Origin of the sequence: Longimonas halophila, assembly GCF_002554705.1 — a bacterium.
Classification (GTDB): domain Bacteria; phylum Bacteroidota; class Rhodothermia; order Rhodothermales; family Salinibacteraceae; genus Longimonas; species Longimonas halophila.
The window spans coordinates 25,947-52,721 of record NZ_PDEP01000004.1 but is presented as its reverse complement, the minus strand read 5'-3'; the positions used below and the strand labels follow the sequence as shown (position 1 = coordinate 52,721).

Genomic DNA, 26,775 nt, shown 5'->3' with positions numbered 1-26,775 from the left:
GTCCCCATCCAAGTTGGACACGGTACCTTGTGCTACAAGCCCAAAAGAACCTCTTGAGTATACAATAGCTCGTCAGGTGCGTACCTTCTAAGCAGGTGTCAACCAGTGTCGCCGGGGATGCAAGCGATTCCCGGCTATGGAAATGCTCTGATGATAAAACACAACGTACAGCGGCTGCTTCCAGAATCCTACAGAGCAATAAGGGTCCCGATAACGGCCCCACAAAACGTAGGGACGCCCGGCCGTTGCCGAGGCGTCCCTACACCTTACACCCAACATGTCCAGCGTTTACCTCTACCGCACCACACTAATGCGCGTAGTGGTCTGGAACTGCTCTCCGGTCATGCGCAGGAAGTACGTGCCGCTGCTCAGACCGTCGGCTCCGGGCTGCACCGTAAAGTGCTTCACCTCATTCGGTACCATCGGGCCGTCGTAGACGGTCGTAACGCGCCGCCCGAGCACATCGTAGATCTGCATCCGCACGTGCTGACGCTCCTTGACCGCACTTTCCACGGTCATCTGTGCCCCCGCCGGGTTCGGATACGCCCGCAGCCGGTACGGATCCTCCAGTGTGATCTCTGCCTCCACCACATCCGACAAGAGCACCGTCTCGCTGCCTGCCACCCACTGCAGCCGAAACTGGTGGGGGCCCGGCGCCAGGGCCTCGGTTGCGACCTGGTACGTTGGCGCATCGGTGGAGTCAACCTGCGTCCTCTCCGCGACCTCGACGGTCTGGAGGTCGCTCCACGCGGCGGTACTATCGGCGCGGTGCTGCACACGGAAGGCGCCTTCGCCCATCGAGCCGGTGGTCGTCCACGCCAGCTGGGCCGACTCGCCCTGAGGCTCGGCTTCAAACGAGCGGAGATTCGCGAGTTGGGTAGATGGACACTCGATCATCCACGGTTCGCAGCCGGGAGCTCCCGGCGACACCGTAACCCATTGGCTGTCGGTGTCGGTCTCACTGCCTTTGTCGACGGTAACGCGTATCTCGACGTCCTGAACATAGGTGCTGAAGTTGGTGAACGTGTAGGAGCACGTTTGGCCGGAGCAGATTCCCGTCCACGAGGTAGCACCGGGCTCGCGTACGCTCCAACTGTAACTGGTAGACCCTTCACCTCCTTCGATGTCGGCGGTCCAGGTGCCCTCCTGCCCGCTATTTACGATGCTTGGGCCGGAGAGGGTGACGTTTAGATCCACGCTGGAGACAGCCCCGTACGCATTGAGGCGTCCGTTTCCATTCCAATTGGTCGAACCGTAATCGTCGGCACTGTCTTCAATAATAGTCCGAACCTCTTGCTCAGTAAGATTTGGATTCCTTGATAAGACCAAAGCTGCGGTGCCCGCCACCTGCGGTGCCGCTGCCGAGGTGCCACCAAACTGAGAATTATAGTTTCCAGACTCGTATCCCGAACTTCCCATCCGATCCATTGTGGTGACGTCGCCTGCCTCGTATTGATCTCGAATGTATCGGCTGGACGGAGCGACGAGGTCGACCTCCAAGTCATTCCGTGGGGTGTAGTTGGAGGGATTCCCATTCCTATCGACGGCTCCGACCGCCAGAACGCCGTCCACGGTTGCAGGAAACGAGACGAATCCATCGACTCCATTTTCGGCGTTGGCGGTGTTTCCTGCGGACACGACAACGACGCTTCCTTGCCCATTCCGTCCGTTGCTCTGCGCACGCGAGATGGCCGAGGCAATACCATCGTCGTAAACGCCCTCTGTTCTGGCTCCCCAACTGTTGTTCAGCACGTCCGCGCCATTCTGCCAAGCATGATCAATAGCATCTTCAATCTCGTCGGCAGATGCATCAGGGTTGAAAATCTTTACCGGCATGATCTGAACACTCGAGGTTACCCCCCTGACACCTGTCCCGTTGTGGTTGGCTGCAACAATCCCAGCAACAGACTGACCGTGTTTATCACCAAATCCTGGAGCTCCATTCCCACTTCCCACGGCAGTGTACCCGTTGACGAGTTGCCCACTGTAGAAGTCTTCGTGGCTCTCTACTCCATCGTCAATCACGGCCACTGTAACGTTGGGGGATCCCGTTTCGAGCTCCCAAGCCTCCGGCGCGTCGATATCTACGTCGGCCGTACCGAGGTTGCTGCTGGTATTGTTTAGGTGATACTGCTGGTCGTAGAGTGGATCGTTTACGCTCTGCGTAGAAGCCGTCCCAGGACGACGGAAGTTGACGTGGAAGTTCGGCAACGCCCAGACGGTACGCGAGCTCCGGTAGTACTGATTTGCCACCTCCAGGGTACTGCGTTCGGCTTGCTCTGTCACACGGAGCACGTACTCGTTGTAGTCGCGGGCCTGTCGCTCGTCGATTTCGCTCTCTAACGGAGCGAGCTCGACGCCGTATTTCTCGTTGAGAGAGTCAATCTCGGCGCGGGAGACGCCCGGCTTGAACTGGACCCGAAACTCATCGGTCATCACGAAGTGCGTCGTGTCGCGATCCTGTACGCGGAAGAAAGCCGGAAACGTGCGCTGAATCGGGATCTGCTGGGACAGCTGATTGATCACATCTGCGCTCAAGGCTCGCCTACCGGTCCGCTCTATCCAATAGAGCTCGCGGTCCGCGTCCAGAGCCTTCCGCAGGCGCAGATCGGGGTGGCGATTTAGGGCGGCCGTCAGCGCCGAGACCGCCATCTCTGGGACCTGTACAGTGCGCCACGATTCAGCCTCACGGAGCTGAATTTTGCGGTTATCCGAGTAGTAGAATGCCTCCTGGGCATAGACTGTGAAGGGCAGTGCGAAAAGGAAAACGAGGGTTGCAACGACGAGGCGTTTCATAGCTTGATGCATTTTTTACTTGGGTAAATCCGAAGTGTGAAGTGCCGGCACCTCTTCGCTATTACTTCCCTCCAGGACCGCTGGAAAGTTGAAGATCCGTAATTGTAGCCCTGAGATATCCGCGTTCGTCTCGAGGTAGCGAGTATGTACTCAGCGCCTTTCCGGTCTCTCTGTCCACTCGGACCATGTGCACGTCCTCCCCGTCTCGGGTTGGGCCACTCACGACCATAACAATTCCCTGGTCGTCGGAAAGTGCTGTGATGTGGGTGGCAACTAATGCCGCGTCGCTTCCGAGGCCTTTTACCCCCCTTCCCTCGGCTCCGTCGATAAAGACCTCCACCTTGCGAGCCTCCACATTGTACCGGAGGACCCGCTTCGTAGGGATCAACCCGCGCCATCCGCCGGCCGGACAGTCAACGTAGACGGATCGCCCGTTCGGATGGACCGCCAGGTTGGCGTAGCTGCCCGCGGGGTGCTCGGCCACCACCTCTCCGGCCTCCAGGTCAACCGCCGAAAACGCCCCGCCGGTATCGAGCGAATAGGTCGTTGTGTACAGGAAGCGCCCACCCGGCGAGAGGGCCAAGTCGGTGACGCCGCTCCCGCGAAGGGCCGGATCGGCGGTGGGGCGGAACGACCGGACCACCGTCTGCTCGCCAACGTCGTAGACGCGTACCTTCCGCGTCTTTCCGAACCGCGACACGCCGAAATAAATCTTCCCTCTTTCGGTGTCGACAACCGCCGCCAGCACCTCCACACTATCGGTTGGCCCGATCGGGTGCTGGCGGTTCAGTTCCAGCGTCTCGGCGTCGAAGAATCGCGCGCCGAAGCTTCCCGACCCGTAGGCGACAATCTCGTTCCGGGTCGGCTCATAGACCAGCGGCCCGGCCACCGACCGGTCCGAAAAGGTCGCGCGCTCGACAATCCGGCCAGTTGACGGGTCGAGGGCTGCGAGCACGTCCCGGTGCGTTCCCTCCAGGGTTGAGCCTTCGCTCCAGGACAAGTACCATCGCCCCGACTTCGACGACATGACCACTCCCTGAATCGTTTGGCCCTCAACGGCCTCGACGACCGCCTCCTGTTCAAGGGTTTCCGAGTCGAAGACCCAAAGGCCCTCGGTGTTGCCGTCCATTGCTGCAGCGAGAACCGACCCGTTCGGTAACGATGGATCGTCTCCCGATGCCAGAAGATCGCATCCGCTCCCCACACATGCAAAAAGCACGAGGGCAAGGAGTGGTGCAAGATCTACAAGAGTTGAGGGCCGTTTAGGGCAGCACATAATGAAGAGGCGATGACATTGACAAGACGCATGCATATCATATCCAATGATCCAGCCATTGTAAAACCGCCCCCCGATGGTCATACAAACCTAACATTCGGTATACATGCATGCGATCGATCCCTTATGGGACGGCTTTTACCACACTCTCGGGAAACAAACCACAGGTAATCTACACGGCGCACTTCCCTCCCACAATACACAGATGTTCCCTCTTTCGGCTACATCTGTATCCAATTTCGGATACATGTGTAGATGGTTGCAGGGTACATCTGTATGCAGGTTCAGGGCGTCTCTTCCTCTGATGGACTTTTCTGGCGCCCGAATAGCGCACAACTCACCAAGTCACGAGACGGGCGCTGCATGAGCAGACCTACGCAGCTAAGCTTCGCGATAGCGGCTGTGCGGTGGAGGGGATTCCCACAAGGGATGACCTGTCGGCCCCTTCCGTACAAACAGGCATGACCTCCGGCCCTCGCTGCGCTCCTCAGACTGACAGAATGTGGTGGGTGGTGTTACACCCCGCAACTTGGACTACGTGCTGTAGGCGTGTCTGTCGCGCTGCATGACACCCTGTTGAATCCGCTCTGTGTAGGGGCTCCCAGAGGAACAATGCGCTTGCAGGCAAGGTGCACACCACACACTCATCTCCGCCCGTTTTCCGTCCGCTTACCAAGCTCCTGCTGATATGGCTGTGTCGCGCCAAGCTGTTTTGAACGCCCTCAAACACGTGGTCGAGCCCGACCGCGAGAAGAACATCGTGCGGCTGGATCTGGTGCGCAACCTGCAGGTGGATGGCAACCGCGTGTCGTTTACCGTGGTGTGTCCCGAGCCCGGCACGCCCTTCGAGAAGCAAGTAGCGCGCGCCTGCCGCCAGGCCATCCACGACGAGGTCGACCCGTCGCTGGAGGTGGATGTTGAGGTGGATGCGGAGATGATCTCGCTTGGCGACGAGATTGCCGTCGGCGATCAGAGCGGCGACAAGGAGCCAGAGAACAAGGGCGTGCAGAACACGATCGCCGTCGCCTCGGGCAAGGGCGGCGTGGGCAAGAGCACGGTAGCGGTGAACCTGGCGATTGCGCTCGCCGAGCAAGACTACAACGTCGCGCTGGTGGATACGGACATCTACGGCCCGTCCATCCCCACCATGATGGGAATGCAGGGCAAAAAGCCGCGCGTGAACGACCAGCGCAAGATCGAGCCGCTCGAAAAGCACGGCATCAAGCTGCTGTCGATGGGATTCATGGTGGATCCCGACAAAGCGGTCATCTGGCGCGGTCCCATGGTGACAAAGGCCATCCGCCAGTTCCTCGGCGATGTGCACTGGGGCGAGATCGACTACATGGTGCTCGACCTGCCCCCCGGCACCGGCGACATCCAGCTTACCATTGTGCAGACCATTCCGCTGACGGGCGCGATCATCGTATCCACCCCGCAAAACGTAGCGCTCGACGATGCCCGCAAGGGCGTGGCCATGTTCGACAATGTGGATGTGCCGGTGCTCGGTATCGTGGAGAATATGGCCTACTTCACGCCGCCGGATCTGCCCGACCGCAAGTACTACCTGTTTGGCGAGCACGGCGCGCAGGACCTGGCTCGCGAGCTTGAGGTACCCTTCCTCGGCGAAATTCCCATCGAACAGTCGGTGCGTGAGGGCGGCGACGAAGGCGAACCGGTCGTGCTTCGCAATCCCGACTCACTTTCGTCGCAGGCCTTCCGGCAGATCGCCGAGCGCTCGGTGGAGCAGGTCGAGATTCGCAACGCCACCCAAGATCCCACAGAGAAAGTGGAGATCCTCTATCGGTAGAGCAATCTCGCTAAGCCCATTGGATACAACGTATTACCGAATACGTGCTACAAAGTGATCTTTTCCGGATCCGCACCGTATAGCTGAAACGCTGGGCTGCTGCACAGTCTGGCCCAACTGCTCATTGTGACCCCTTGCTGATTATGTCTGACTCTGCTGCCTCGCATGCTGAGGCCTCCATCGACCCCGAACTGCGCGACCAGATCGAGGAGGCGCTCGACACCATCCGCCCGTACCTCATGGCCGATGGCGGCTCGGTGCGCCTGCTCAACGTGACCGATGACAACGTCGTCGAGTTGGAGCTCCTGGGCGCATGCGGCACCTGTCCCATGAGCACCATGACGCTGCGCGCGGGCATCGAACAGGCGCTCAAGCGCTCCGTGCCGCAGGTGCAGCGCGTGGAAGCCGTCAACGCCCCTTCGCCTGCCTGATCAAGCTTCTTATTGTACGAAATGCAAACGCTCATCCCGACATAACGTCCGGGTGAGCGTTTTTTGTTTGGGGATGCGCAGCACACCGCCTCATCCACGCGATGCCTCAGCCCCGTATCGCCACGCCAGGTACGCCATGAAGCCCGCGCCCGTCGAGAGCGCGTCTTCGTTGATCGTAAAACGCGACGTGTGGAGTCCATGCGTGTCGTGACCGGAGGCGCTGCCGGTGCCCAGCCGGTAGAAGCTGCCGGGGCATTCTTGCAGGTAGTAGGCAAAGTCTTCGCCCGCATACCACTTCTCCAGGTCAATGGTGCGGTCTTCGCCCACGTAATCCAACGCCGCGTTGCGAGCCAGGGCTGTGGGCGCGTCGTGATTGTAGAGCGCCGGGTAGCCGGTTTTTACGTCCACCGTGGCGGTGGCGCCGTGGGCCCGGGCGGTCTGCGTGGCGATACGCTCGATGAGTCCGTGCGCCTTTTGCCGCCATGCCTCACCCATCGCGCGGAACGTGCCCTCAATCTGCACCGCATCGGGGAGCACGTTGGTTGCGCCGTCGGCCTGCACGCGGCCCAGCGACAGCACGCTCGGTACGTCCGGCGGACGGTGGCGGCTGTTCACGGATTGCAGGGCCGTAATCACGTGGGCCGCCGCCACCACTGCATCGCTCGACAGCTCGTGCGGCGCCGCTGCGTGACCGCCTTCGCCGTGGATCGTGAGGTAGATCTCGTCTGCCGAGGCCATGTACATGCCGCTGTGCACGCCAATCGTACCCGCAGGCATCTCGGGCGCGACGTGCTGTCCGTAGACGACCTCCGGAGCTGGGCTGTGGTCGTCGTCATCGAGCACGCCTTCTTCGATGAGAAATGGGGCTCCGCCGGGGAGGCGCTCCTCGCTCGGCTGGAAGCAACACCGGATCGCTCCGTGAATCTCCTCGCGCATCCCACTGAGCATGTGTACCGCCCCAAGCAGCATGGCCGTGTGCGCGTCGTGACCGCAGGCGTGCATGGCGCCGTCGTTTTGGGAGGCAAAGTCCAGTCCCGTCTCCTCCTGAATGGGCAGCGCATCCATATCCGCCCGCAGAAAAACGGTGGGACCCGGCTTCTTGCCCTGCACGGTGGCCATCAGGCCGGTGTTGTAGAGTCCGGTGCGCGTGGGCAGGTCAAGGGGAGCCAGCGCATCGGCCACAAACTGGGCGGTCTGCGTCTCCTCGGTCGAGAGCTCCGGCTGCTGGTGCAGCGCCCGCCGCCAGGCAATGACGTCGGCTTCGTAGCGGGTGGCGGCATTGCGAATGGCGTCGAGCATAGCGGGCTTGGGGGATGCGAACGGGTAGCGTTGATACATTGGCACATTGGCCGGGCGTCAGTCTTTTGGAGGCAGAGCCTCCAGGGGGCATCACGAGGCAGAGCCTCGCGACGAGGACATACTTGTAGAGAGGCCCGTTGATGCAAGGTAGGCCCACATGTCGTCATCCCAGACTTGATCCGGGATCCATCATCACCGGAGACGTCCGCGAGCTACGCCCAACGGGGGACCGTTGGGCGCAGGGTTGTAAGCGCAGAGGACTGTGTCAGTCGTCGTCAGGCTCCTCTGACGACGTCGTTTCCTCCGTAAACCGCGTCATGAACTCGTAGATGCGCAGCGTGCGGTCAAGGCGCTGGTCGGGGTTGCCGGTGCGCGAGAGGTCGTGCCCCGCATCCGGATAGCGCACGTACTCCACGGGTCGCCCGAGCACCTTGAGGCTGCGATAGAGCATCTCGCTCTGAATGACGCCCGTGCGCAGGTCGTTGCTCGCATGCATGATGAGCAGTGGCGTATCAATCTGATCCACATAGGTTTGCGGCGAGTTGCGGATCAGCGTGCGCCGCGCTGTATTCAGCGAGTCGCTGTACACTTCGACCGTATCGCTGGCGACATTGACGGGCGGCGGCACATTGCCCTCCCACGGGTAGCCGCCAAAGTGCGACGGCACCAGGCGCCACGCATTGCCTTCGCCAAAGAAGGTGCTCAGATCGTAGACGCCGCGTTGCGCCACCGCCGCCTGAAAGCGATCGGTCTGGCTCACCATCCACGCCGTAAGGTAGCCCGCATAGGAGCCGCCCGTAAGCACCTGACGGTCGGCATCGAGGTCGGGGTTCTCTTCCAGGGCCTGATCGACGGCGTCCAGCACGTCTTGCATGGGACCGGTGCCCCAGTCGCGGTAGTTGGCGCGCTTGAAGTCGTATCCGTAGCCGCCCGAGCCGCGCGGATTGCTGTAGACCACGGCAAAGCCCTGCGCCGCCATGAACTGGAACTCGTGCCACATGGTCGCCTCGCCGGGACCCCACATCGCCGAGGGACCGCCGTGCATCTGCACCATGAGCGGATGCGTGTTAGCGGCGGGTGCATCCGGTGCGTTGGGCGGACGCATCAGCCAGGCGTCCATGCCGAAGGTATCGGCCTCGGTTGTGACGGGCAACGAAAACGGCTCGGGCTGGCTGATCTGCCGGTCCTCCAGCCATGACGCGTTATGCCGCGAAAGCCGCCGCTCGCGCGAGAGGTCGGCGGAGGCCGCGTACACCTCGTACGGGTTCTCGACCTCGGTGACCACGTAGACCGCAGCCGCGTCGGTCACGTCAAACGAGCGGATGCCGCGGTCAATGGCGGTGAGGCGCTCGGCCTCTACCGGACGCATCATCGTAGAATCGGCTTCGAACGTGGTTTCGGAATCCGACACTTCGGGTGGACCAGCGGGGGCGTCGTCGGTGGCGGTGGTGTCGCGCTCGAACGGGGCAAAGCGATAGAGCGGAAAGCCGCCCTCCGAGGCTGCGGTGGTGTACAGGTACCACCCGTTGGGCGACCAGCGCGGCGTGCTCACCGAGCGGTCAAAGTCGGTTGTGATAAGCTGGGGCGTGGTGCGGCCATCCATCGCGAAGAGGCCGATTTCGGTCTGGGCATAGCCCGTGTCGGTGGTATCGGTAGCGGTGAAGGCCAGCTGCGTCGCATCCTGCGAAAGACGCGGATTGGAGAGCGCATACGGCTCCAGCGCCAGGAAGCGCTCGGCCCGCCGCGTACCAGGATCAATGAGCACGAGGTGGCGGGCGCGCACATCGTCGGGGTGGCGGCCGTCAAGCGGGCGGGTGCTGGCAATCATCTGGCCGGTGCTGTTGAGCCACTGGGCCCCGCTGTAGCTGCGAAAGCCTTCCGTAACGCGGGTGGCCTCGGGGCGGTCGGGGGTGCCGGTCCACACCTGCTCGGGCAGATTAACCACAAAGTAGTGCTGAAACGAGATGGGGCCGCGCAGGCCGAACTCGCCCTGAAAGTCCAGGCGCGTAATCACGTCGGGGTTGCGGCGGTCGGCGCGGTCGTCGAGCCACTGGCGCTGCACCGGCAGCGGGCCATCGGGCGAGGGGCTGGGTGCGGGCGGCTCTACCGTAATCGTGTCGGCAATGGCACGGCGCGTCTGGGCGTGGGCGCGCAGCGAATCGGCGCGGGTGGGTGCCTCCAGCGTGTTCAAGTAATCGGTGTCGAGGTTCAGGTCGGCCAGCTCCACGTCGGTTGCCAGCGTGTCGAGGGCACGATAAGCCACCGTATCCCGCAGCACAATGCGCGTAGCAGGCGGCGGCGTGTAATCGGTCGTGCGGGCGGATGCGCCGGGACGGGCCTCGAACCAGTCGGGGATGCTATCGCCCTGGGCGGCGAGCGAGTCGCCGGGCACCGATGCCGCAAACAGCAGGCGCTCGCCCCGATCGACCCACTGCGGCTGCGACGCGCCCTGCGGGTGGTCGGTAAGCTGGTAGGGCTCGCCGCTGCCCAGGCGCATTACAAAGACCTGCGGCGTGCCGTCGACCGGACGCACAAAAGCAAGGATGTCGCTATCGGGATGCCAGGCGGGCTGCGAAGCATCGGCTACGCGCGTCAGCGGCTGCGGCGTCATGCGTCCGTCGGGGCGCGTTAGATACAGCTGCGTGCGGTAGGTGTGCGAGCCATCGTCAGCCTCCACAATGCGCTTGGCGGTGTAGACGGCATGGCGTCCGTCGGGCGCCAGGGCCACGTTATCGAGCTGTTGGATGCGAAACAGATCGCTGGCCTGAATAGGCGTCGGTGCATCATCGGGGGCGGTCTCCGGCTGCGCAAAGCCCACACTACTGGAAAGCAGGAGGCTTAAAAAGGTAAGCAGAAACGATCGCATAAGCACAAGCAGGTCATCAGAAGAAAGCACAGCGCGCAGCCCGAAACACCGCGCCCTACGTGGGGTGAGATGCGATATGGCTCGGTATCGCCCGTCGTATACAGTAGCCATGTTCGCAGTCTGTCTCGTCTTAAGCAACTACGTATGCAGCTTTATTACAAGCAATATGGGTCGGATGGACCGCCGCTCATCATTCTTCACGGACTGTTGGGCGCGCACGGCAACTGGCACACCCTAAGCCGGAACGCGTTCAGCGACCACGCAACCGTGTACGCGGTGGATCAGCGCAACCACGGACGCTCGCCGCACGCCGATGTGATCGACTATCCGCACATGGCTGCCGATCTGAAGGCCTTTATCGAGGCACACGGCCTCTCGGATGTGACGGTGCTCGGCCATTCGATGGGCGGCAAAACCGCGATGGAAGCGGCACTGCGGTATCCCGATCTCATCGACAAGCTCATCGTGGTCGATATGGCGCCCCGCGCCTATACGCCAAATCATCAGGCGCTCATCAACGCGCTGCGGTCGATCGATCCGACGGACTACGACAGCCGCAGCGATATTGACGATGTGCTGGCCGAGGACGTGCCGTCGTGGCCTATCCGGCAGTTTCTACTGAAGAATCTCGATTACGCCGACGATTCGTACCGGTGGATGCCCAACCTGGCCGCCATCGATGCCAATTACGACGCACTCGTAGGATCGGTCGAAGCCGATGGTCGCTATGCCAAGCCCACGCTCTTTGTGCGCGGGGGGGCGTCCAACTACATTGCCAATGGCGACTGGCCCGGCATCCAGGAACGCTTCCCGAACGCCACGCTCGTTACCATTCCTGAGGCCGGACACTGGGTGCACGCCGAAGCGCCTGAGGCCCTCTCCAAGGCCGTCATCCGCCTGCTGGATGCGTGAACGCATGCCGCCCGCCGCCGTACGTCCTTCGCATCCCCTTATACCCCAACACCTGGTTCTACCATGACGCTTGGCTCGTTGACGTTTGGCGACCGCCCGCTCTTTCTGGCTCCAATGGAAGACGTGAGCGACCCGCCCTTCCGGATGATCTGCAAGCGGCTCGGCGCAGACATGCTCTACAGCGAGTTTGTGTCCACAGCCGGGCTCAACCGCGACATGGACGACGCCACGCAGAAGCTCGATATCTTTCCCGAAGAGCGGCCCATTGGGATTCAGGTGTGGGGCGGCGAGATCGATGAGGTGCGCCGCGCCACCCCGCGCGTGGACGCTGCCGAGCCCGACCTCATCGACATCAACTTCGGGTGTCCGGTGCGTAAGATCGTGTCCAAAGACGGCGGTGCGGGCATTCTGCGTGACCTCGACAAGATGGAGCGCATCACCGAGGCCGTCATCGAGGCGAGTACGCGCCCGGTCACCGTCAAGACGCGCCTGGGGTGGGATGACAACTCCATTCGCATTCTCGAAGTGGCCCGGCGCCTGGAGGCCCTCGGCATTGCCGGACTCGCGGTGCATGCCCGCACGCGCTCGCAGCAGTACGGCGGTGAGGCCCGCTGGGAGTGGCTGCGGCGCATCAAAGAAGAGGGCGTGCGCAGCATTCCGCTCATCGGAAACGGCGATGCACTCGACCCCGAAGCCATCGACGCCATGTTCAACGAAACCGGCGTGGATGCGGTCATGATTGGGCGCGGTGCGATCGGCAACCCGTGGATTTTTCGGGATGCGAAGGTCTACATGGAGACCGGCGAGGTGCCGCCGCGTCCGTCGTGGGAGGAGCGCGTGCAGGTCGTAGCCGAACACCTGTCGCTCAAATGCGAGTGGCTGGGCGAGCGCACCGGCGTCCTGGAGATGCGCAAAAACTACAGCGGCTACTTCAAAGGCTTCCGGAACGCCAGCAAGCTGCGTCACCTGCTTATGCAGGAGGATACGAAGGACGGCGTGTTAGACGTAATGCTCAACTTCAACCCCGACGCCTCAGATATTCAGTTGCCGGCTGCGTCCTTGCCCACAAAGACCATCGCCGAATCATCCGGTTCATCGCAGCGCGCCAAGCCCGTTAACGTCAAGAAGGCGGAGTTGCCGAGTCCGGCGTAGAGGTGCAGGGTCCAAAATGGCATCCCCAGCAATCGGTAGCGGTTCAATGGTAAGTGATTGTCATATGGCCGACATCATCGGAGCCAGACAACCCCCTCTGTCTATCGACATCTCCCCCTTGGAAAAGGGGGAGAAACCCGAAGGGAGAGGGGGTTCGAATAAGACAAACCTACATTCTACGATAGCCTTATCACTTAGCGTCTACCCACTACCCAGCAATCTAAGACGCTCTCGCAGGTCGAATCTCCTCCCCCCTGGCCCCTCTCCCGGCGGGAGAGGGGAATCTTAAACTTGAAAGGGTTGCCTTCCCCTCCCGGTTTACACCGCCAACGGCCTGCCCCAAACCACACGTAGGGACACGGCGCGCCGTGTCCCTACGAAAGACAATGCCCTCTCGTCGCATGGCACAACAGGCATGACCTACGGCCCCTCCGCCGTGCGACGCAAGTCGGTTGGGGGCTCTGCCCCGTTAACCTAGGCTAACGGCATGTGCAGGTTTCCTTCCTCCTTTGTTGGCCGCCGCCTTGTGGCAGAATGCGCGGTCCTGACATCCCCCATTCCCTCACGCTGTTCGGGCGTTTCCCCCTTCGCGAAGGGGGAAATGTCGCGCAGCGACAAAGGGGGATGCCCAGCCCGAAAATGCAGCGCTACTCCAGCTCAAGCACCGCTTTCACCATCTCGTCGGCGTGGTCTTGTGGGTAGATGATCTCGAAGCCCAGCTTCTCGCAGACGCGCTGCATGGCGCGGTTCTGCTTCAGGATATCGGCGGTAATGCGGTCGAGTCCTTCGTCTTCGCCAATCTGCACCAGGCGGCGCAGCAGCTCCGTGCCAATGCCCTCGCGCTGCACGGTATCGATGACGAGCATCCCGAACTCGGCTTCGTTGTGGCCCGGACGCTGCGTGAGGCGGCCAATGCCAACAATCTTGGGCGTGTCGTCCCCGTCCATATCGGACGGACGCTCGGCTACCAGTGCCATCTCGCGGTCGTAGTCGATGAAACAAAGCCGCGACAGCCGCTCGTGCGCCACACGCTGATCCAGCTTCATGAGACTGGCGTAGCGCAGGTACACGCTTCGCTCCGACAGCGCCTTGTGGAAGTCGACCAGATTCGGTTCGTCTTCCGGACGAATCGGGCGGATGCGCACCTCGCGCCCTTCTTCAGTGGTCCAGGTGTCTTCGTACTGGTGCGGGTACGGGCGGATGGCCGGGTGCGGAAGCGCCTCATCCGGTGTGTCGCTGGGATGCAGCACCACGCGTGCATCCAGGGCCACCAGCCGATCGCCATCGGCCAGCAGCGGGTTGATGTCGATCTCTTTGATGCGCGGCTGCTCGGCGACCAGCTGACTGAACCGCACCATGAGCGAGGCCAGCGCATCCAGATCAACGGCGTCACGTCCGCGCACGCCCTGGAGCGCTTCGTAGATGCGCGTCTGCTCCATCATGCGGCGGGCCAGCGTCGTGTTCAGCGGCGGCAGGCCCAGTGCGCGGTCTTCGAAGACTTCAACGAGTGAGCCGCCCGTGCCGAAGAGCAAGACCGGGCCGAGCTGCGCATCCACACTGCTGCCAATGATAAGCTCGTAGCCGTCGGTATCGACCATGTCTTGCACAGTGACGCCATCGAATCCGTCTTCGGAAACTGCATCTTCAATGTCAGCGAAGGCGCTGCGCACCGCATCGGCCGAATGCAGATTCAGCTTTACGCCGCCCACGTCGGTCTTGTGGGTGATGGTTGTGGAGTGCAGCTTCACCACGACGGGGTAGCCGATGGCCTCGGCGGCCTCCACAGCAGCGTCGGCATCGGTGGCTACGTGGGTTTCGACAGTGGGAATGTTGTACGCATCCAGCAGCTTCTTGGAGGCATACTCGGTCATGATGGTGCCCGGCTGCGCATCGGCCTCTTCAACGAGCGCGGTGGCGGCATCGCGGTCAAGCCCCTCGGCGTCGTCGGTGGGCAGGCGTGGCGTTTCGTAGAGGGCGCGCAGGTTGTAGCTGTAGCGCCACATGTTGTTAAAAACGCGCGCGGCGGTGTCGGGGTAGGCAAAGGTGGGCAGGCCCGCCTGATTCAGAATGTTGACGCCACGCCGCACCGCATCGCCGCCCATCCAACTGGCCAGGATCGGCTTGTCGTTGTCGCGGGCATAGGGACGCAAGAGCTCCGCTGTCTTCGTGGGCTCGGTCATCGCTTGCGGCGTGAGCACCACGAGCAGTCCGTCGCTGTTCTCGTCGTCGGCAGCAATTTCGAGCGCGTCGGCGTAGCGTTGCGGACTCGCATCGCCCAGGATGTCGATGGGATTGCTGCCGCTCCAGGCCGCGGGCAGGCGTTCGTCGAGCGCCTTGGTTGTGTCGTCGGAGATCGGAGCGAGGGTGCCGCCGCCTCCGATGAGCGCATCGGTGGCCAGCACGCCGGGTCCGCCGGCGTTGGTGACGATGCTGAGGTTCGGCCCCTCGGGACGCGGCTGCTTCGAGAGCACCTCGGCCATGTAGAACAGGTCGTTGATGTCGTTCACGCGTAGCACGCCCGTACGGCGGAAGGCGGCGTCGAGCACCGCGTCGCTGCCTGCGAGGGTGCCGGTGTGGGAGGCCGCCGCCTCGGCTGCGGCGCCTGTGCGTCCGGCTTTGATGACGATGATCGGCTTGCTCTGCGCCACATCGCGCGCGGCAGAGATGAAGGACCGCGCGTTTCCAATGGACTCCATGTAAAGCACGATGCTCTTGGTGGCGGGGTCGTCGCCCAGGTAGTAGATGATGTCGCCCCAGTCCACATCGAGCATCGAGCCGATGGACACGAACGCGCTAAAGCCGACGTTCTCGCTGAAGCTCCAGTCCAGAATGGACGTAAGGAGCGCGCCGCTCTGGCTCACAAAGGCTACGTTACCCTCGTTGGCCATGGCGCCGGCAAAGGTGGCATTGAGCCCGGTTTTCGGGCGCATTACACCCAGACAGTTCGGCCCTACGATGCGCATGTTGTAGTCGGCAGCATGGCGCGCGATATCTTGCTCCAGCGCGGCCCCTTCTTCGCCGACCTCGCGGAAGCCAGCCGAGATCACAATCGCGCCCGGCACGCCCGCCTCGCCACACTCCTTGATGATGCCCGGCACGGTGAAGGCCGGGGTGGCAATGACGGCCAGGTCCACCTGTTCGGGCACATCCGCAATGCTGTCGTAGGCGCGGATGCCCAGCACGCTGTCGCGCTTCGGGTTGACTGGAAAGACGGTGCCGCCAAACGGGTTGCTGATCAGGTTCCAGAGCAGCGTGCGGCCCACGCTACCCGCTTGCTCACTGGCGCCGATCACGGCCACATTCGTGGGCGAAAAGATGGCATCGAGCGGCTGACTGCGCGCGCTCAGCAGGTTGTACGACGGATCGGATGTTGGCATAGGAGCAGGAGCAAGATAAGAGCATGTCGGGCAGGTACCGCCCCCAAGATACGGAAGGACGGATCCGTTTGTGCGCCTCTACCACCGAGGCAAGGGACTTGTTTGCAAAGGGCTCTTTGAGATTTGATTTAGCGGATGCGTGGGGCAGATGCGCTACAGCAATGTTACGCAGAGCAAGAGCTATTGCTCATACTGCGTCCGACCGAACGGCTACTGCTGAACTGGTGCTGCCAGTTCGATGAGGCTGATCAGCTTTTGGTCAATCTTATCAACCAGTCTTTTCAATACATCTACATGCTCCAGGTAGGCCTTTCTCGACTTTAGTTCGTTGAGCGATTTATCCTTTCCACCGAGTCTATAGAAGTTTACTTCTTGTTGAGAATTAGAGCGCGTCTCTCGCCTCCAACGTTCTACGGTATCGAGGTAGGAATTGTATTCATTGAAGCCGTTGCAATAAACTATATCTATTGCAGCAGGGAGAACGTCCGAAGACGCCCACCCAGATCCATTAACCCAGGACTCAAAATTAGCAATGACCTGATCAACTTCCTCGTGTTTACTTTTACTGGAGTGTATGTCCATATACAAATCTTCGCGCTTCTTCCGTAAGGCCACAAGAAATGCAAGGAGTGCCCATGCTGGTAGTGGAATGCTTTGGCGGTTTTCCAAAACGCTACGGATTAACGCAAGACGAGCGAAATACTGCTTTTGCTCTCGAAGCTTAAGATTGAAAACGTGACATGACCATCCTGCAACCTGCAGAAGTAGATTGGCTTCATCTCCACCTGCTGACTCTGAGCGTCTCCCCCAATGTGTGGCGATGGAGAACTCTCCCAACCCATACTTCTCAAAAAGAAATCCCGCAAAGGCGCCAGGCTCAGGATCTGGCAGCGTATAATCCAAATCCACAAAGCGACGAAGGTAGCCTTTGGCGTTCATGCCCTGCCCGTACATCGCTTTTACGGAATGGCGAAGCTGGTCGGGATTCGTGACGAGGATGAAGATGATGCCCGGTACGTTGAAGAGGTGTTTGATGCGTTCCAGAAGCTCGACTGCAAAGTCGGGGCGGCACCGGTCTAACTCGTCTACGAAGAAGAAAAGTGGGGCGTGTTCGTCTTCACCTGCATTGTCCTGCAGTTCCTCGACGAAGGTTTGCAGTTCGTGCCGGAAGGCCTCGATGGCACCCTTCTTTTGCTGATGGGCTTTGACCAAGTCGCCACCGCCTTGAATCAGAGCATTTGCGATGTTGTCTTTCTGGTCGGCGAGCAACTCGCCGAATCCATCATCAAACTCGTTGCCCGACAACACCCCTGCTGTGAGAAGATGAAGGCCGAGAGGAGCAACTTGCTTGAGAATCTTACCTCCAGCATCTTTCAGGGCTTCAGTCTTGCTACCTCCACTCTGCTCATCAACCAGCACGTCAATCGCATCGATAAAGGCGATCAGCGGATCGTCGGCGAAATCGTTTTCCCACGCGTTGAAATAGAGCGCGGAGTAGCCGTCGTTGATCAGCTTCTGCTTCCACATCTTGACAAATGTGGTCTTGCCCGTCCCCCACGGAGCATTCAGGCTCATGACGTACGGCCCTTCAGCGGAGCAAAGCAGATCCGTTAAGAAGTCGGCGGTGGGTTCGCGATCGAGCTTGTCATTCCGAAAGGGTACATCTTCGGGAATGACAGGCTCTGCAATTTGTCCGGGCAGCATAGAATTGGAGGACGGGCAGAGATCAGGGCGAGTTGGTGCAGGGTTTCCCCCACAACATACGACGTTTGATCCAACTCATCAACTGCTGTGCGAAGCCAAGAGAAGTGCCTTCCTCACCCCGCCGCCATCGCCTCCGCCTCCACGATCTGCCCGCGTTGCAGGCGCAGCGGACGCGCCGTACGGGCGGCCAGCTCCAGATCGTGGGTTACGAGCACGAGCGTGGTGCCCGAGGTCGCGTTCAGGTCGAAGAGCAGATCCTCAATGGTTGCGGCGGTCTCTTCGTCCAGGTTGCCCGTGGGCTCATCCGCAAACAAAATACTCGGCGTGTTGATGAACGCCCGCGCCAGCGCCACCCGCTGCTGCTCGCCGCCCGAAAGCTGGGCCGGATAGTGATCGCTGCGGTCGGCCAGCCCCACGCGCTCCAGCAGATCGAGCGCTCGCGGACGCGCCCCAGAGGTGCCGCGCAATTCCGCAGGCACCATCACGTTTTCGACCGCCGTCAGGGTGGGCAGCAGGCGAAACGTCTGAAAGACAAAGCCCACGTGCTGATTGCGCACCTCCGCGCGCTCATCCTCGTCGAGCGGCCCCAGGTCGATGCCACACAGCTCCACCGTGCCCTCGGTCGGACGATCCAAGCCCGCACACAGGCCCAGGAGCGTCGTTTTCCCGCTGCCCGAGGGGCCGACAATGGCACACGACGTGCCCTCCTCAATCTCGAACGACACGTCGTTGAGCACGGTCAACGTTTTCGATCCGCTGTCAAACCGCTGCGTTACATGGTCAACGCGCAGCACAGGTGTATCCGCCATAGCATGAAACTTCCATAGGAGAATGCAGGTGCGTACCGGGTCAGCATCTTGCTTCAATCGACCCCGCACTATGAAATCATGGCTTCTGTACCTGCTCTTCGGTTTGAGTGTTCTTTTGCTGGGGGGATGCGGACCGGATCGTTCCAATCCAGCGTCCGACGCATCCTCAACATCTGATACCACCGCACAAAGCACCGCACCCCGCGCACAGGCCGACTCTGCCTCCGCCGTGGATGCTGACGAGGCCGAAGACGCCGCGCTGCATGTCATGGTGGTAGGCAACAGCATCGCCGCCGGGTACGGACTCTCGCCTGAGGAGGCGTTCCCTGCGCATCTGCAAGCCAAAGCCGACAGCGCCGGATACGACGTGCACGTCACCAATGCCGGGCTGAGCGGCGAAACCACCGCGGGCGGACTCCGCCGTCTGCCGTGGCTCTTGCGCACGCCGGTCGATGTGCTTGTGCTGGAACTGGGCGGTAACGACGGCTTGCGCGGTATCGACCCGAGCACCACGCAGGAGAACCTCACGGCCATGGTCGACACCACCCGCGCCCGCAACCCCGAGGCCGAAGTGCTTTTGGCCGGAATGCAGGTGCCTCCCAACCTGGGTGCGGACTACACCGAGCGCTTTCGGGCCGTCTATCCTACCATTGCCGACGAGCGCGAGTCCGTCACGCTCATCCCGTTTGTGCTGGAAGGCGTCGCGGGCAATCCCGAACTGAACCAGCCCGACGGCATCCACCCGACCGCCGAAGGCCAACGCATCGTTGCGCAGAACGTGTGGCAGTACCTGGAGCCCATACTGGAGCGCCGTCTCCAGTCCGAACCGGCAACATAACCTCTCGCAACGCTTTCCCGCTGTATCTCGCTGACCTCTCATTGTACGCCTCTATACCCATGCGCACCATAGGCATTATTCTGATTATCGCCGGCATTGCAGGCTTTCTCATTAGCGATGTGTCGTTCAGCACGACCGAAGAAGTCGCCGACATCGGTCCGTTAGAGGTAGAGCGCGAAAAAGAGCGTTCACTGCCCATCACACCCGTCGCCTCGGGCGCACTGATCGTCATCGGCGGCGTGGTCACCGTCATGGGCATACGCCGTACCCGCAACTGATGCGCTCTTTCATAAAAGACACCTCTGTGTCCGACGGTCCCCCGTCGGGCTCCAGCGTCTTCTATGCCTTCTCTTTGCTTTTCCCACGGCCCTCCCTCCTATGCTCCTCGCCGTTGACCTGGGCCTGCGCGCTGGATTTGCGTGGTACAACGAGACCGGGCGCCTGCAATCGTATCGCTCCACCAACTTCGGATCGAACGCCCGCCTAAAGCAAGGGGCCTACCGCATGATGCAGGAGCACCCAGAGCTGTCGTGGGTCGTGCTCGAAGGCGATTCTAATCTGGCCGAGGCATGGATGCGGCACGCCAAAAAGCAGCGGGCGCATTCGCAGTGCATCTCCGCCGAAACGTGGCGCACCAAGTTGCTCACACCCAGTCAGCGCCGCTCGGGGGGCGACGCCAAGTCCGCCGCCGATGACCTGGCGCGGCGCGTCATCGAATGGTCAGGTGCTCCGCGTCCCACCTCGCTCCGCCACGACGCCGCCGAAGCCATCTGCATCGGGCTGTGGAGCGTCCTCAGTCTCGGCTGGCTGGACGATTTTCCCGATTTGTGATTGTGGATGTGCGATTTTGGATTTGGGGGGGCGTAGAGGGAAGGTACACCGCCGTAGGTTTGTGAAGACATTACAAGATTGTGTATATTACAGGATCGTAACCCTCTATCTCCATATTGATTTTAAATTGTCGTCACAATATTCGTTCATAGCAAATACACATAGAAGGCAATCATTCGTCTATCTCTTTTCAGAGAGCACGATCGACTGCCATGACTACGCTCACGGATTCATTTCGCACCGTCGTTCGCTGGACGCGCATTGCACTCGCGCTCTTTGTTCTCGTTGCGATCCAGGCCTGCGATCTCACGTCTGTCGAGGACAACGGAGACGGGAACGGAGATGGGGACCCTCCGCCCGATCCTGACGGACCCACAATCAACCTTGAGGAGGACGCGCCTCCGGGCCTGCACAGGAAGCTTTCCATGATGTCGGAGCGTGTGGCGGACTTTGGTGGGTTTTACCTCAACGCAGACGGGCAGCCGGTGGCCTACGTGCTTGAGCCAGCCGAGGGGCGTCGCTCTGAGGTGCGCGCTGCCCTTGAAGACGTGTTCGGAGACGGCATCCTGGCGCGTGGCGACAGCCCACGGCGGTCTGTCGAAGACCCGACGCTACAGCTTCGGGAGGGCACATACGCAATAGACGATCTGCTTGCCTGGTACGAGCGCCTGCCCGAGGTCTTCTCTATCGAAGAAGTCGTCATGATCGATCTCTACGAACGGGCGAACCGGCTGACTGTCGGCGTGACGACGGAGGAGGTGGCCCCGCAGGTGGAAGAACGGCTCGCCGAAATCGAGGTGCCTCGCGAAGCCGTCCAGATTACTGTGCGAGAGCCGCCTCAGACCAACAACCACAGCCTACGCAACAATGTGTCGCCGCCGCGCGGGGGCGCCGAGATATCGGGGACCTGTACGCTCGGGTTCGTGGGGCGCTACCAGGGCGACTGGGGATTCATCACGAACTCGCACTGCACGGCCCAGCGCGGGAACGTCACGGGCACGACGTTTAACCAGTCCGCGGGCGGATCACAGATCGGTGTAGAGAGTGCCGATCCCAGCTATCGCTCGTGCGGATTCCTCGGACTGCGGTCGTGCCGCGATAGCGACGCTGCGTTTGTTGACTTCGACAGCGACGTTGGGGTCTCCACCGATGTGATGCGCACCCAGAACTGGGCAGCACCCGGTAACGGTACCGGCTCGATCCAGATCGACCATGACGCGGCGATGTCCCTCGATGAAGTCAGCGCCCATCCCGTTAGTGGAGATATGGTCGACAAGGTCGGGCGGACAAGCGGGTGGACCTATGGCTTCGTCAACCGTACCTGCACGACGGGGCGTCCCGTTGACAACAACGGCAACCCTATCACCGTCGACGGCGACCGCGTGCTCATGAAGTGCCAGTACGAGGCGTCCTATCTCTCGCAGGGCGGAGACAGCGGCTCACCGGTCTTCATCTGGAATGACTTTTAGATGCGAGCCGGTCTTGTGAAGCGAACCGTTTATGATCGGTCTCTGCCTGTCCGAATTTGCAACTATCGGCAAACCGATTGCACGCCCTCATCTGCACAACGGCAGGTGGGGGCGTTCGCCTGGACATCGACTTTCGGACGTTCCGATATGTGATTTTGGATTGTGCAGGAGTAAAGCGGTGGTGGGTTGAGGATAGAGTAAGTTAATCTTGTATGCCTGTTACTACACCATCATCAAAGTAAACGTATCTCCGATTCCTGATACTTCCGTAAACCCATTGTTCGCGTGTCCCGCTTGCAGTGCGTGTTCGGTTTACGTCTTGTGGACTTCCCCATGCTTCTCGCACCATTGCTTTCCGCATTCCTATAGCAACTGATCCTCTACAAGCCGAAATTGCAAGCGTCGTATCATTAAATCTGATTCTGCACTCAATCCTGGACACTTCTCTTTGATTACTTCTAATCTGGCTTGAGATGGTTTCTATCTCATTTTCCTTGCTTCTCATCTCATTTCGGACACGCATTGCTTCTGAGTTAGGGGAGTCTTCAGCTTCCTTTGCTTCCTCCAGTTGACTCTCTTCGACTCCAATAGCGTCAGCGATAAGACGATCTCTGGTCTGGGTAGTGCGAAAAGCTTGTAGCACTCTTAACCAACCACGCTCTCCGTCTATCTCAACTCGCATATGACTATTTTCCCCATAAGAAATGATTTTCACTTCTTCCCCCTCCTCAACCTGTCGTATTTCCTCAGATCTCAATCCTGTTGATTCAGTAAGACTACTGGTTCTGCGAATTCTAACTTTTACACCTCTCACTAAACTGTCTACGGGGACCAAGTCAGACGCTTTAACTTCTATAAGAAGAGATTCTAAGCTGTCGACTTCACTTCTCAACCCGATTCGTTCTTCCCTCAAATCTTCCGTCTCCTGATTCAATGATTCTATCTGATCTCGCAAGTGGGATACATCTTGCCCCAAGGCATTGGGTACGACTAACACAAGCAAGAGAACGAACACTGCTTTCTTCATAATCTGATTCTGTATTTTTGAGACGAGTTTTTATGAAGTGACTTGAAATAAGTATACAGAAGAGACCTTAGATCTTCAATCATGCTTGCAGGCTCCAGTCCGCACGGGCACAGGCTTTTGATGAGTTTACCCACCGTCATGGCTGCTTGCGGAGGCAGAGCCTCCTGGATGGGCGTCACGAGGCAGAGCCTCGCGACGAGCATGGAGGAGAAAGGTCGGAGTTGTGCATGAGCAGAAAATAAACCTCTCGTCGCATGGCACAAAAGCATGACCTTCGGCCCCTCCGCCGTGCGGCGGGTGCTCTTCAGAAGCACTGCAAACATGATCCTCTGGGCTCCTCTGCTCCGTTCTTGGGTCCGGTTCCAGCCCGAAGCAGTGCATGCAAGGAAAGAATCCCCGTTGGAGATTCCTCGACTTCGCTCGGAATGACATGCCAGAGGGCAGGGCTATGCACCTGCGCATGGCCTGAAACGCATACGCATCGCTACCATCTGTCCAACGCATCCAATCCCCAATCCAAAATCGCAAATCTCCAATCCGAAATCCAAAATCGCTCACCCGTGCAGATTACGGTACTTGCGCACTACGCTGAACGCAATCTCAAGCGACTGCTCGTAGTTTAGGCGCGGGTCCACGAGCGATTTGTAGGCGCGCTCCAGGTCGGTGGCCTCCAGCCCGCGTGCGCCGCCGATGCATTCGGTCACGTTTTCGCCCGTGAGCTCAAAGTGGACGCCGCCCAGGCGCGACCCTTCGGCGGCGTGGATCTCAAAGGCCTGCTCCAGCTCGCCCAGGATGTTCGCAAAGCGCCGCGTCTTGATGCCGCCGTCGGTGCGCTCGGTGTTGCCATGCATCGGGTCGCAGCACCAGAGCACCGAATGGCCCATGTTGTCCAGCGTATTGATAAGCGGCGGCAGGCGGTCAGCGATTTTGTCGGCGCCAAAGCGCGTAATAAGCGTCAGGCGGCCCGGCTCGTCGTCGGGGTCCAGGTGACGTACCAGTGTACGGAGCTGCGAGGGCGTCATGTCGGGGCCCACCTTCAGCCCAATCGGGTTCTTGATGCCGCGCATGTACTCCATGTGCGCCTCCTCGGGGTCGTTGGTGCGCTTGCCAATCCACGGCAGGTGCGTGCCCAGGTTGTAGACGCCCTGCTTGTGTGGCACCGTGCGCGTGAGGGCTTCCTCGTACGGCAAGAGGAGCGCTTCGTGACTCGTGTAGAACGTGACGCGCTCCATTGCATCCAGGGCCTGCTCGGCTACCGTGTCGATGAACCGCATAGCTGTGCCGATGTCGTCCACCAGGCGCTGGTACTCGTTTGCGAGCGGCGAGTGCGCCATGAAGTCCACATTCCAGTATTCAGGGTGGCGCAGATCCGCGAATCCACCTTCCGAAAGCGCCCGCACCAGGTTCAGCGTGAGCCCCGAGTGCGTGTACGCCTTCAAGAGGCGCTGCGGATCGGGCGTGCGGGATGCCTCGGTAAACTCTGGACTGTTAATAATTTCGCCGCGATAGCTGGGCAGCGTGGTCCCATCCCGCGTTTCAGTGTCGGAGGAGCGCGGCTTGGCGTACTGTCCGGCAAAGCGCCCTACGCGCACGATCTTCGCATCCAGGCCGTAAGTGAGCACCAGGCTCATCTGCAGCATGATCTTGAGGCGGCTCGTAATGACATCCGCCGTGCAGTCGTCGAACGACTCGGCGCAGTCGCCGCCCTGCAGCAGGAAGCGTTCGCCCGCTTCGGCCCGGGCCAGATCCTCCTTCAGGTTGTCGACCTCCCACGACGTCACGAGCGGCGGCATCCGGTCGACCTTTCGGAGCGCAGCGTCGAGCGCGTCGGGGTCGGGATACGTGGGCTGCTGGCGGGCGGTGCGGGTGCGCCAGGACGAGGGACTCCAGGAGGATGCGGTATCGGTGGGCATAGAACGAGGATGAAGCGTAGACAACAAGTGAAGGATGCGAAAACGAGGGGCCGTGCGTAGCGTTTCCCCGTGCACGGGTTCTGCACGAGCTTCACCTACGAGCCCCGATGCTGCAGCGGGCTACAGCCCTGGATAGATGGCGCCGTACTTTGTGCGCATCGCCCCAAGCCATGCATCCGCCTGAAGCGATTGGCCGGTGGCCTGCTCCAGGAGATCAGGCGCGTCGAGGCGGCGTCCGTACCGGTGGATGTGCGTGCGTAGCCAGTCGAGCACGGGGGCGAACTCACCTGCGGCAATCTGTGCGTCGAGGTCAGGCAGATCTTTGCGCATGGCATTGGCGATCTGGGCCGACATGAGCGTGCCGAGCGCGTAGGTGGGGAAGTAGCCGATGGCGCCAAACGACCAGTGCACATCTTGCAGCACGCCGTTGGCATCGGAATCGGGCGTGATGCCGAGGTATGTGTCCATGCGATCATTCCACGCCGCGGGCAGATCCTGCACGGCGAGGTCTTCTTGCACCAGCGCGCGCTCCAGCTCAAACCGCAGCATAACATGCAGATTGTACGTCACCTCATCTGCCTCCACCCGAATAAGCGACGGCTCGGACCGGTTGATGGCGCGGTAGAAGTCGTCCAGCGCCACGTTGCGCAGCGCATCCGGAAAGGTGTCTTGCAGCGCCGGGTAGTAGTGCTGCCAGAACGGACGGCTGCGCCCAATGACGTTCTCGTAGAAGCGGGACTGCGATTCGTGGATGCCAAGCGACGCGCCTTCGGCCAAGGGCGTGCGGGCGAGGTCCGGAGCAACGCCCTGCTCGTAGAGCCCATGCCCCGCCTCGTGCAGCGTCGAGAAGAGGCCCGACGGCAAGAACTGCGCATCAAAGCGCGTGGTGAGGCGCACGTCGGTCACATCGAACGAGGTGGTAAACGGATGCGCCGAAATATCCTGGCGTCCGCAGTCAAAGTCATACCCGAAGTCTGTGATGACTGCCTCGCCAAAGGCTTTCTGCTTATCGACCGGAAACGCACCGTGCAGCATCGCGTCGTCCGGGGCGGGCTGCTCGGCAATCGCATCCACGAGCGGCACGAGTTGCTCGCGCAGATCGGCAAAGGTATCCACGACAGCCGATGTGGGCAGGCCCGGTTCGTACTCATCGAGCAGCGCATCGTAGCGCTCGTTCTCGTAGCCCAGCGCCTCGGCCTTCTGGATGGTGAGGTCCACCAGCTCCTCCAGGTGCGGCGCAAAGTGGTCGAAGTCATCGTTTGCGCGGGCCTGCTTCCAGGCCGTCTGCCCCCGCGAGGCCGCCTGCGAGAGCGCGCTCACCAGATCGGAGGGCAGCTTGCGGGCGCGGTCGTAGTCGCGGCGCACCACGCGGACGAGGTCGGCCTGCATGTCTGTGGCCTCGCCCTGCTCCACAGCGGTTTCGGCCTTGTCGAGGAGCGCGCCGATCTCGTCGGTCACGAAGCGCTCGTGCGCCATGGTCTTGAGCGTAGAAAGTTGCTGCGCCCGCGCCTCGGCGGCCCCGTCGGGCATGAACGTCTCCTGATCCCACGACAGCACAGCGGCGGCAGATTTGAGGTCTTCGATGGGGGCCAGAGCATCGCGAAGCGCATCGACAGGAGCAGGCATACAGGCGTCAGAAGAATTCGGCAACAGTAATGAGCACCGTAATCAACGTGCCAAACAGCGCGATGGTGCCAACGGTCCACCGCATCATGCGCATCATGTTGGCGTTCATCGCATCAAAACGCTGGTCGCGCCGCGCAAATTGCTCATCTATCTTATCGAAACGATGGTCAACGCTATCAAAGCGCCGCTCTATGGCCTCAAAACGTCGTTCTATCGTTTCAAAACGTTCATCAACCTGCTCCGCACGCCGATCAAAGCGTTCGTTCAGTTGATCGAAGCGAACTTCGAATTGCTCTTGGATCTGCACAAAGCGCCGTTCCACCTGTTCGAATCGTCGATCAACTTCCTCAAAGCGCCGATCCACCTGCTCGAATCCGTCTTCCATGTCAGTGCCCAGGTGGCGCACTTCCTTTTCAAGCCCATCGAGGCGCGACTGCACCGCACGGTACTCATCACGCGGCACAGCGCGCTCGCTCAGAAGAAGATCGAGCCAGTGCGTAAAATCCTCAGCGGGCTCCTCGCCCAGCGCGTTGCGAACACTTCGAGGTAGCGACGGCGACATATGGCGTGGCGGTTCTGTGATGCAATAAAACAGTGGTGTTAAGGGGATGCGAAGGGCTTCGTTCCCAGTGATAGGCGCCC

Annotated in this window: 19 protein-coding genes; 8 read left to right on the top strand and 11 right to left on the bottom strand. The window is 60.7% G+C overall.

Going from position 1 to position 26,775, the window contains the following annotated elements; all coding sequences use genetic code 11:
* Positions 1–294: 294 nt before the first annotated feature.
* Both CRI93_RS05475 and CRI93_RS05470 read right to left on the bottom strand, forming a co-directional pair.
* Complete coding sequence (locus CRI93_RS05475; protein ID WP_176521717.1) at positions 295–2,796, bottom strand: S8 family serine peptidase; 2,502 nt, start codon at positions 2,794–2,796, stop codon at positions 295–297.
* A gap of 61 nt (positions 2,797–2,857) precedes the next feature.
* Positions 2,858–3,925, bottom strand: coding sequence for a YncE family protein (locus tag CRI93_RS05470; protein ID WP_098061617.1), 1,068 nt, complete (start codon positions 3,923–3,925; stop codon positions 2,858–2,860).
* Between the two features lie 835 nt (positions 3,926–4,760).
* Between CRI93_RS05470 and CRI93_RS05465 the strand changes: the two genes are divergently transcribed.
* Together CRI93_RS05465 and CRI93_RS05460 are read left to right on the top strand one after the other, a co-directional pair.
* Positions 4,761–5,879, top strand: a complete 1,119-nt coding sequence (locus tag CRI93_RS05465; protein WP_098061616.1) for an Mrp/NBP35 family ATP-binding protein — start codon at positions 4,761–4,763, stop codon at positions 5,877–5,879.
* Between the two features lie 143 nt (positions 5,880–6,022).
* Entirely contained in the window at positions 6,023–6,310 is a 288-nt protein-coding gene (locus CRI93_RS05460; protein ID WP_098061615.1) for a NifU family protein, read from the top strand.
* 90 nt (positions 6,311–6,400) lie between these two features.
* Here the strand turns inward: CRI93_RS05460 and CRI93_RS05455 are convergent, their stop codons facing one another.
* On the bottom strand, positions 6,401–7,609 hold the full coding sequence (locus tag CRI93_RS05455) for a M20 metallopeptidase family protein (protein ID WP_098061614.1): 1,209 nt from the start codon (positions 7,607–7,609) through the stop codon (positions 6,401–6,403).
* Between the two features lie 265 nt (positions 7,610–7,874).
* A complete protein-coding gene (locus CRI93_RS05450; protein ID WP_176521716.1) occupies positions 7,875–10,475 on the bottom strand; it encodes a S9 family peptidase in 2,601 nt (866 codons plus the stop codon).
* Positions 10,476–10,619: 144 nt separating this feature from the next.
* Between CRI93_RS05450 and CRI93_RS05445 the strand changes: the two genes are divergently transcribed.
* Both CRI93_RS05445 and dusB read left to right on the top strand, forming a co-directional pair.
* Positions 10,620–11,387 (top strand): alpha/beta fold hydrolase, encoded by a 768-nt coding sequence (locus tag CRI93_RS05445; RefSeq protein WP_098061612.1) that lies wholly within the window; start codon positions 10,620–10,622, stop codon positions 11,385–11,387.
* A 63-nt stretch (positions 11,388–11,450) separates the two neighbouring features.
* Positions 11,451–12,539, top strand: coding sequence for a tRNA dihydrouridine synthase DusB (gene dusB / locus CRI93_RS05440; protein WP_098061611.1), 1,089 nt, complete (start codon positions 11,451–11,453; stop codon positions 12,537–12,539).
* Between the two features lie 647 nt (positions 12,540–13,186).
* Here the strand turns inward: dusB and CRI93_RS05435 are convergent.
* The 3 genes from CRI93_RS05435 to CRI93_RS05425 all read right to left on the bottom strand — a co-directional run bounded on the left by CRI93_RS05435 (position 13,187) and on the right by CRI93_RS05425 (position 18,429).
* Positions 13,187–15,916: a bifunctional acetate--CoA ligase family protein/GNAT family N-acetyltransferase gene (locus tag CRI93_RS05435; protein WP_098061610.1), complete on the bottom strand. Its 2,730-nt coding sequence runs from the start codon at positions 15,914–15,916 to the stop codon at positions 13,187–13,189.
* Positions 15,917–16,126: 210 nt separating this feature from the next.
* Complete coding sequence (locus CRI93_RS05430) at positions 16,127–17,620, bottom strand: KAP family P-loop NTPase fold protein (protein ID WP_098061609.1); 1,494 nt, start codon at positions 17,618–17,620, stop codon at positions 16,127–16,129.
* Positions 17,621–17,733: 113 nt separating this feature from the next.
* Entirely contained in the window at positions 17,734–18,429 is a 696-nt protein-coding gene (locus CRI93_RS05425) for an ABC transporter ATP-binding protein (RefSeq protein ID WP_176521715.1), read from the bottom strand.
* 70 nt (positions 18,430–18,499) lie between these two features.
* Between CRI93_RS05425 and CRI93_RS05420 the strand changes: the two genes are divergently transcribed.
* The 4 genes from CRI93_RS05420 (at position 18,500) to CRI93_RS05405 (ending at position 21,567) form a co-directional block, all read left to right on the top strand.
* Positions 18,500–19,267: an arylesterase gene (locus CRI93_RS05420; RefSeq protein WP_098061608.1), complete on the top strand. Its 768-nt coding sequence runs from the start codon at positions 18,500–18,502 to the stop codon at positions 19,265–19,267.
* A gap of 59 nt (positions 19,268–19,326) precedes the next feature.
* A complete protein-coding gene (locus CRI93_RS05415) occupies positions 19,327–19,545 on the top strand; it encodes a DUF3185 domain-containing protein (RefSeq protein ID WP_098061607.1) in 219 nt (72 codons plus the stop codon).
* A 100-nt stretch (positions 19,546–19,645) separates the two neighbouring features.
* Entirely contained in the window at positions 19,646–20,098 is a 453-nt protein-coding gene (locus tag CRI93_RS05410; protein ID WP_098061606.1) for a hypothetical protein, read from the top strand.
* A 212-nt stretch (positions 20,099–20,310) separates the two neighbouring features.
* The gene (locus CRI93_RS05405; RefSeq protein ID WP_098061605.1) at positions 20,311–21,567 is read left to right on the top strand and encodes a chymotrypsin family serine protease; all 1,257 of its coding nucleotides are present in this window, start codon (positions 20,311–20,313) and stop codon (positions 21,565–21,567) included.
* A gap of 202 nt (positions 21,568–21,769) precedes the next feature.
* Here CRI93_RS05405 and CRI93_RS15085 read toward each other — a convergent pair whose 3' ends face one another.
* The 4 genes from CRI93_RS15085 to CRI93_RS05385 form a co-directional block, all read right to left on the bottom strand.
* Entirely contained in the window at positions 21,770–22,594 is an 825-nt protein-coding gene (locus CRI93_RS15085) for a hypothetical protein (protein ID WP_141491573.1), read from the bottom strand.
* Between the two features lie 554 nt (positions 22,595–23,148).
* Positions 23,149–24,507: a class II 3-deoxy-7-phosphoheptulonate synthase gene (locus tag CRI93_RS05395; protein WP_098061603.1), complete on the bottom strand. Its 1,359-nt coding sequence runs from the start codon at positions 24,505–24,507 to the stop codon at positions 23,149–23,151.
* A 120-nt stretch (positions 24,508–24,627) separates the two neighbouring features.
* Positions 24,628–26,133, bottom strand: coding sequence for a carboxypeptidase M32 (locus tag CRI93_RS05390; RefSeq protein ID WP_098061602.1), 1,506 nt, complete (start codon positions 26,131–26,133; stop codon positions 24,628–24,630).
* A gap of 7 nt (positions 26,134–26,140) precedes the next feature.
* A complete protein-coding gene (locus CRI93_RS05385; RefSeq protein WP_098061601.1) occupies positions 26,141–26,695 on the bottom strand; it encodes a hypothetical protein in 555 nt (184 codons plus the stop codon).
* Positions 26,696–26,775 lie beyond the last annotated feature (80 nt).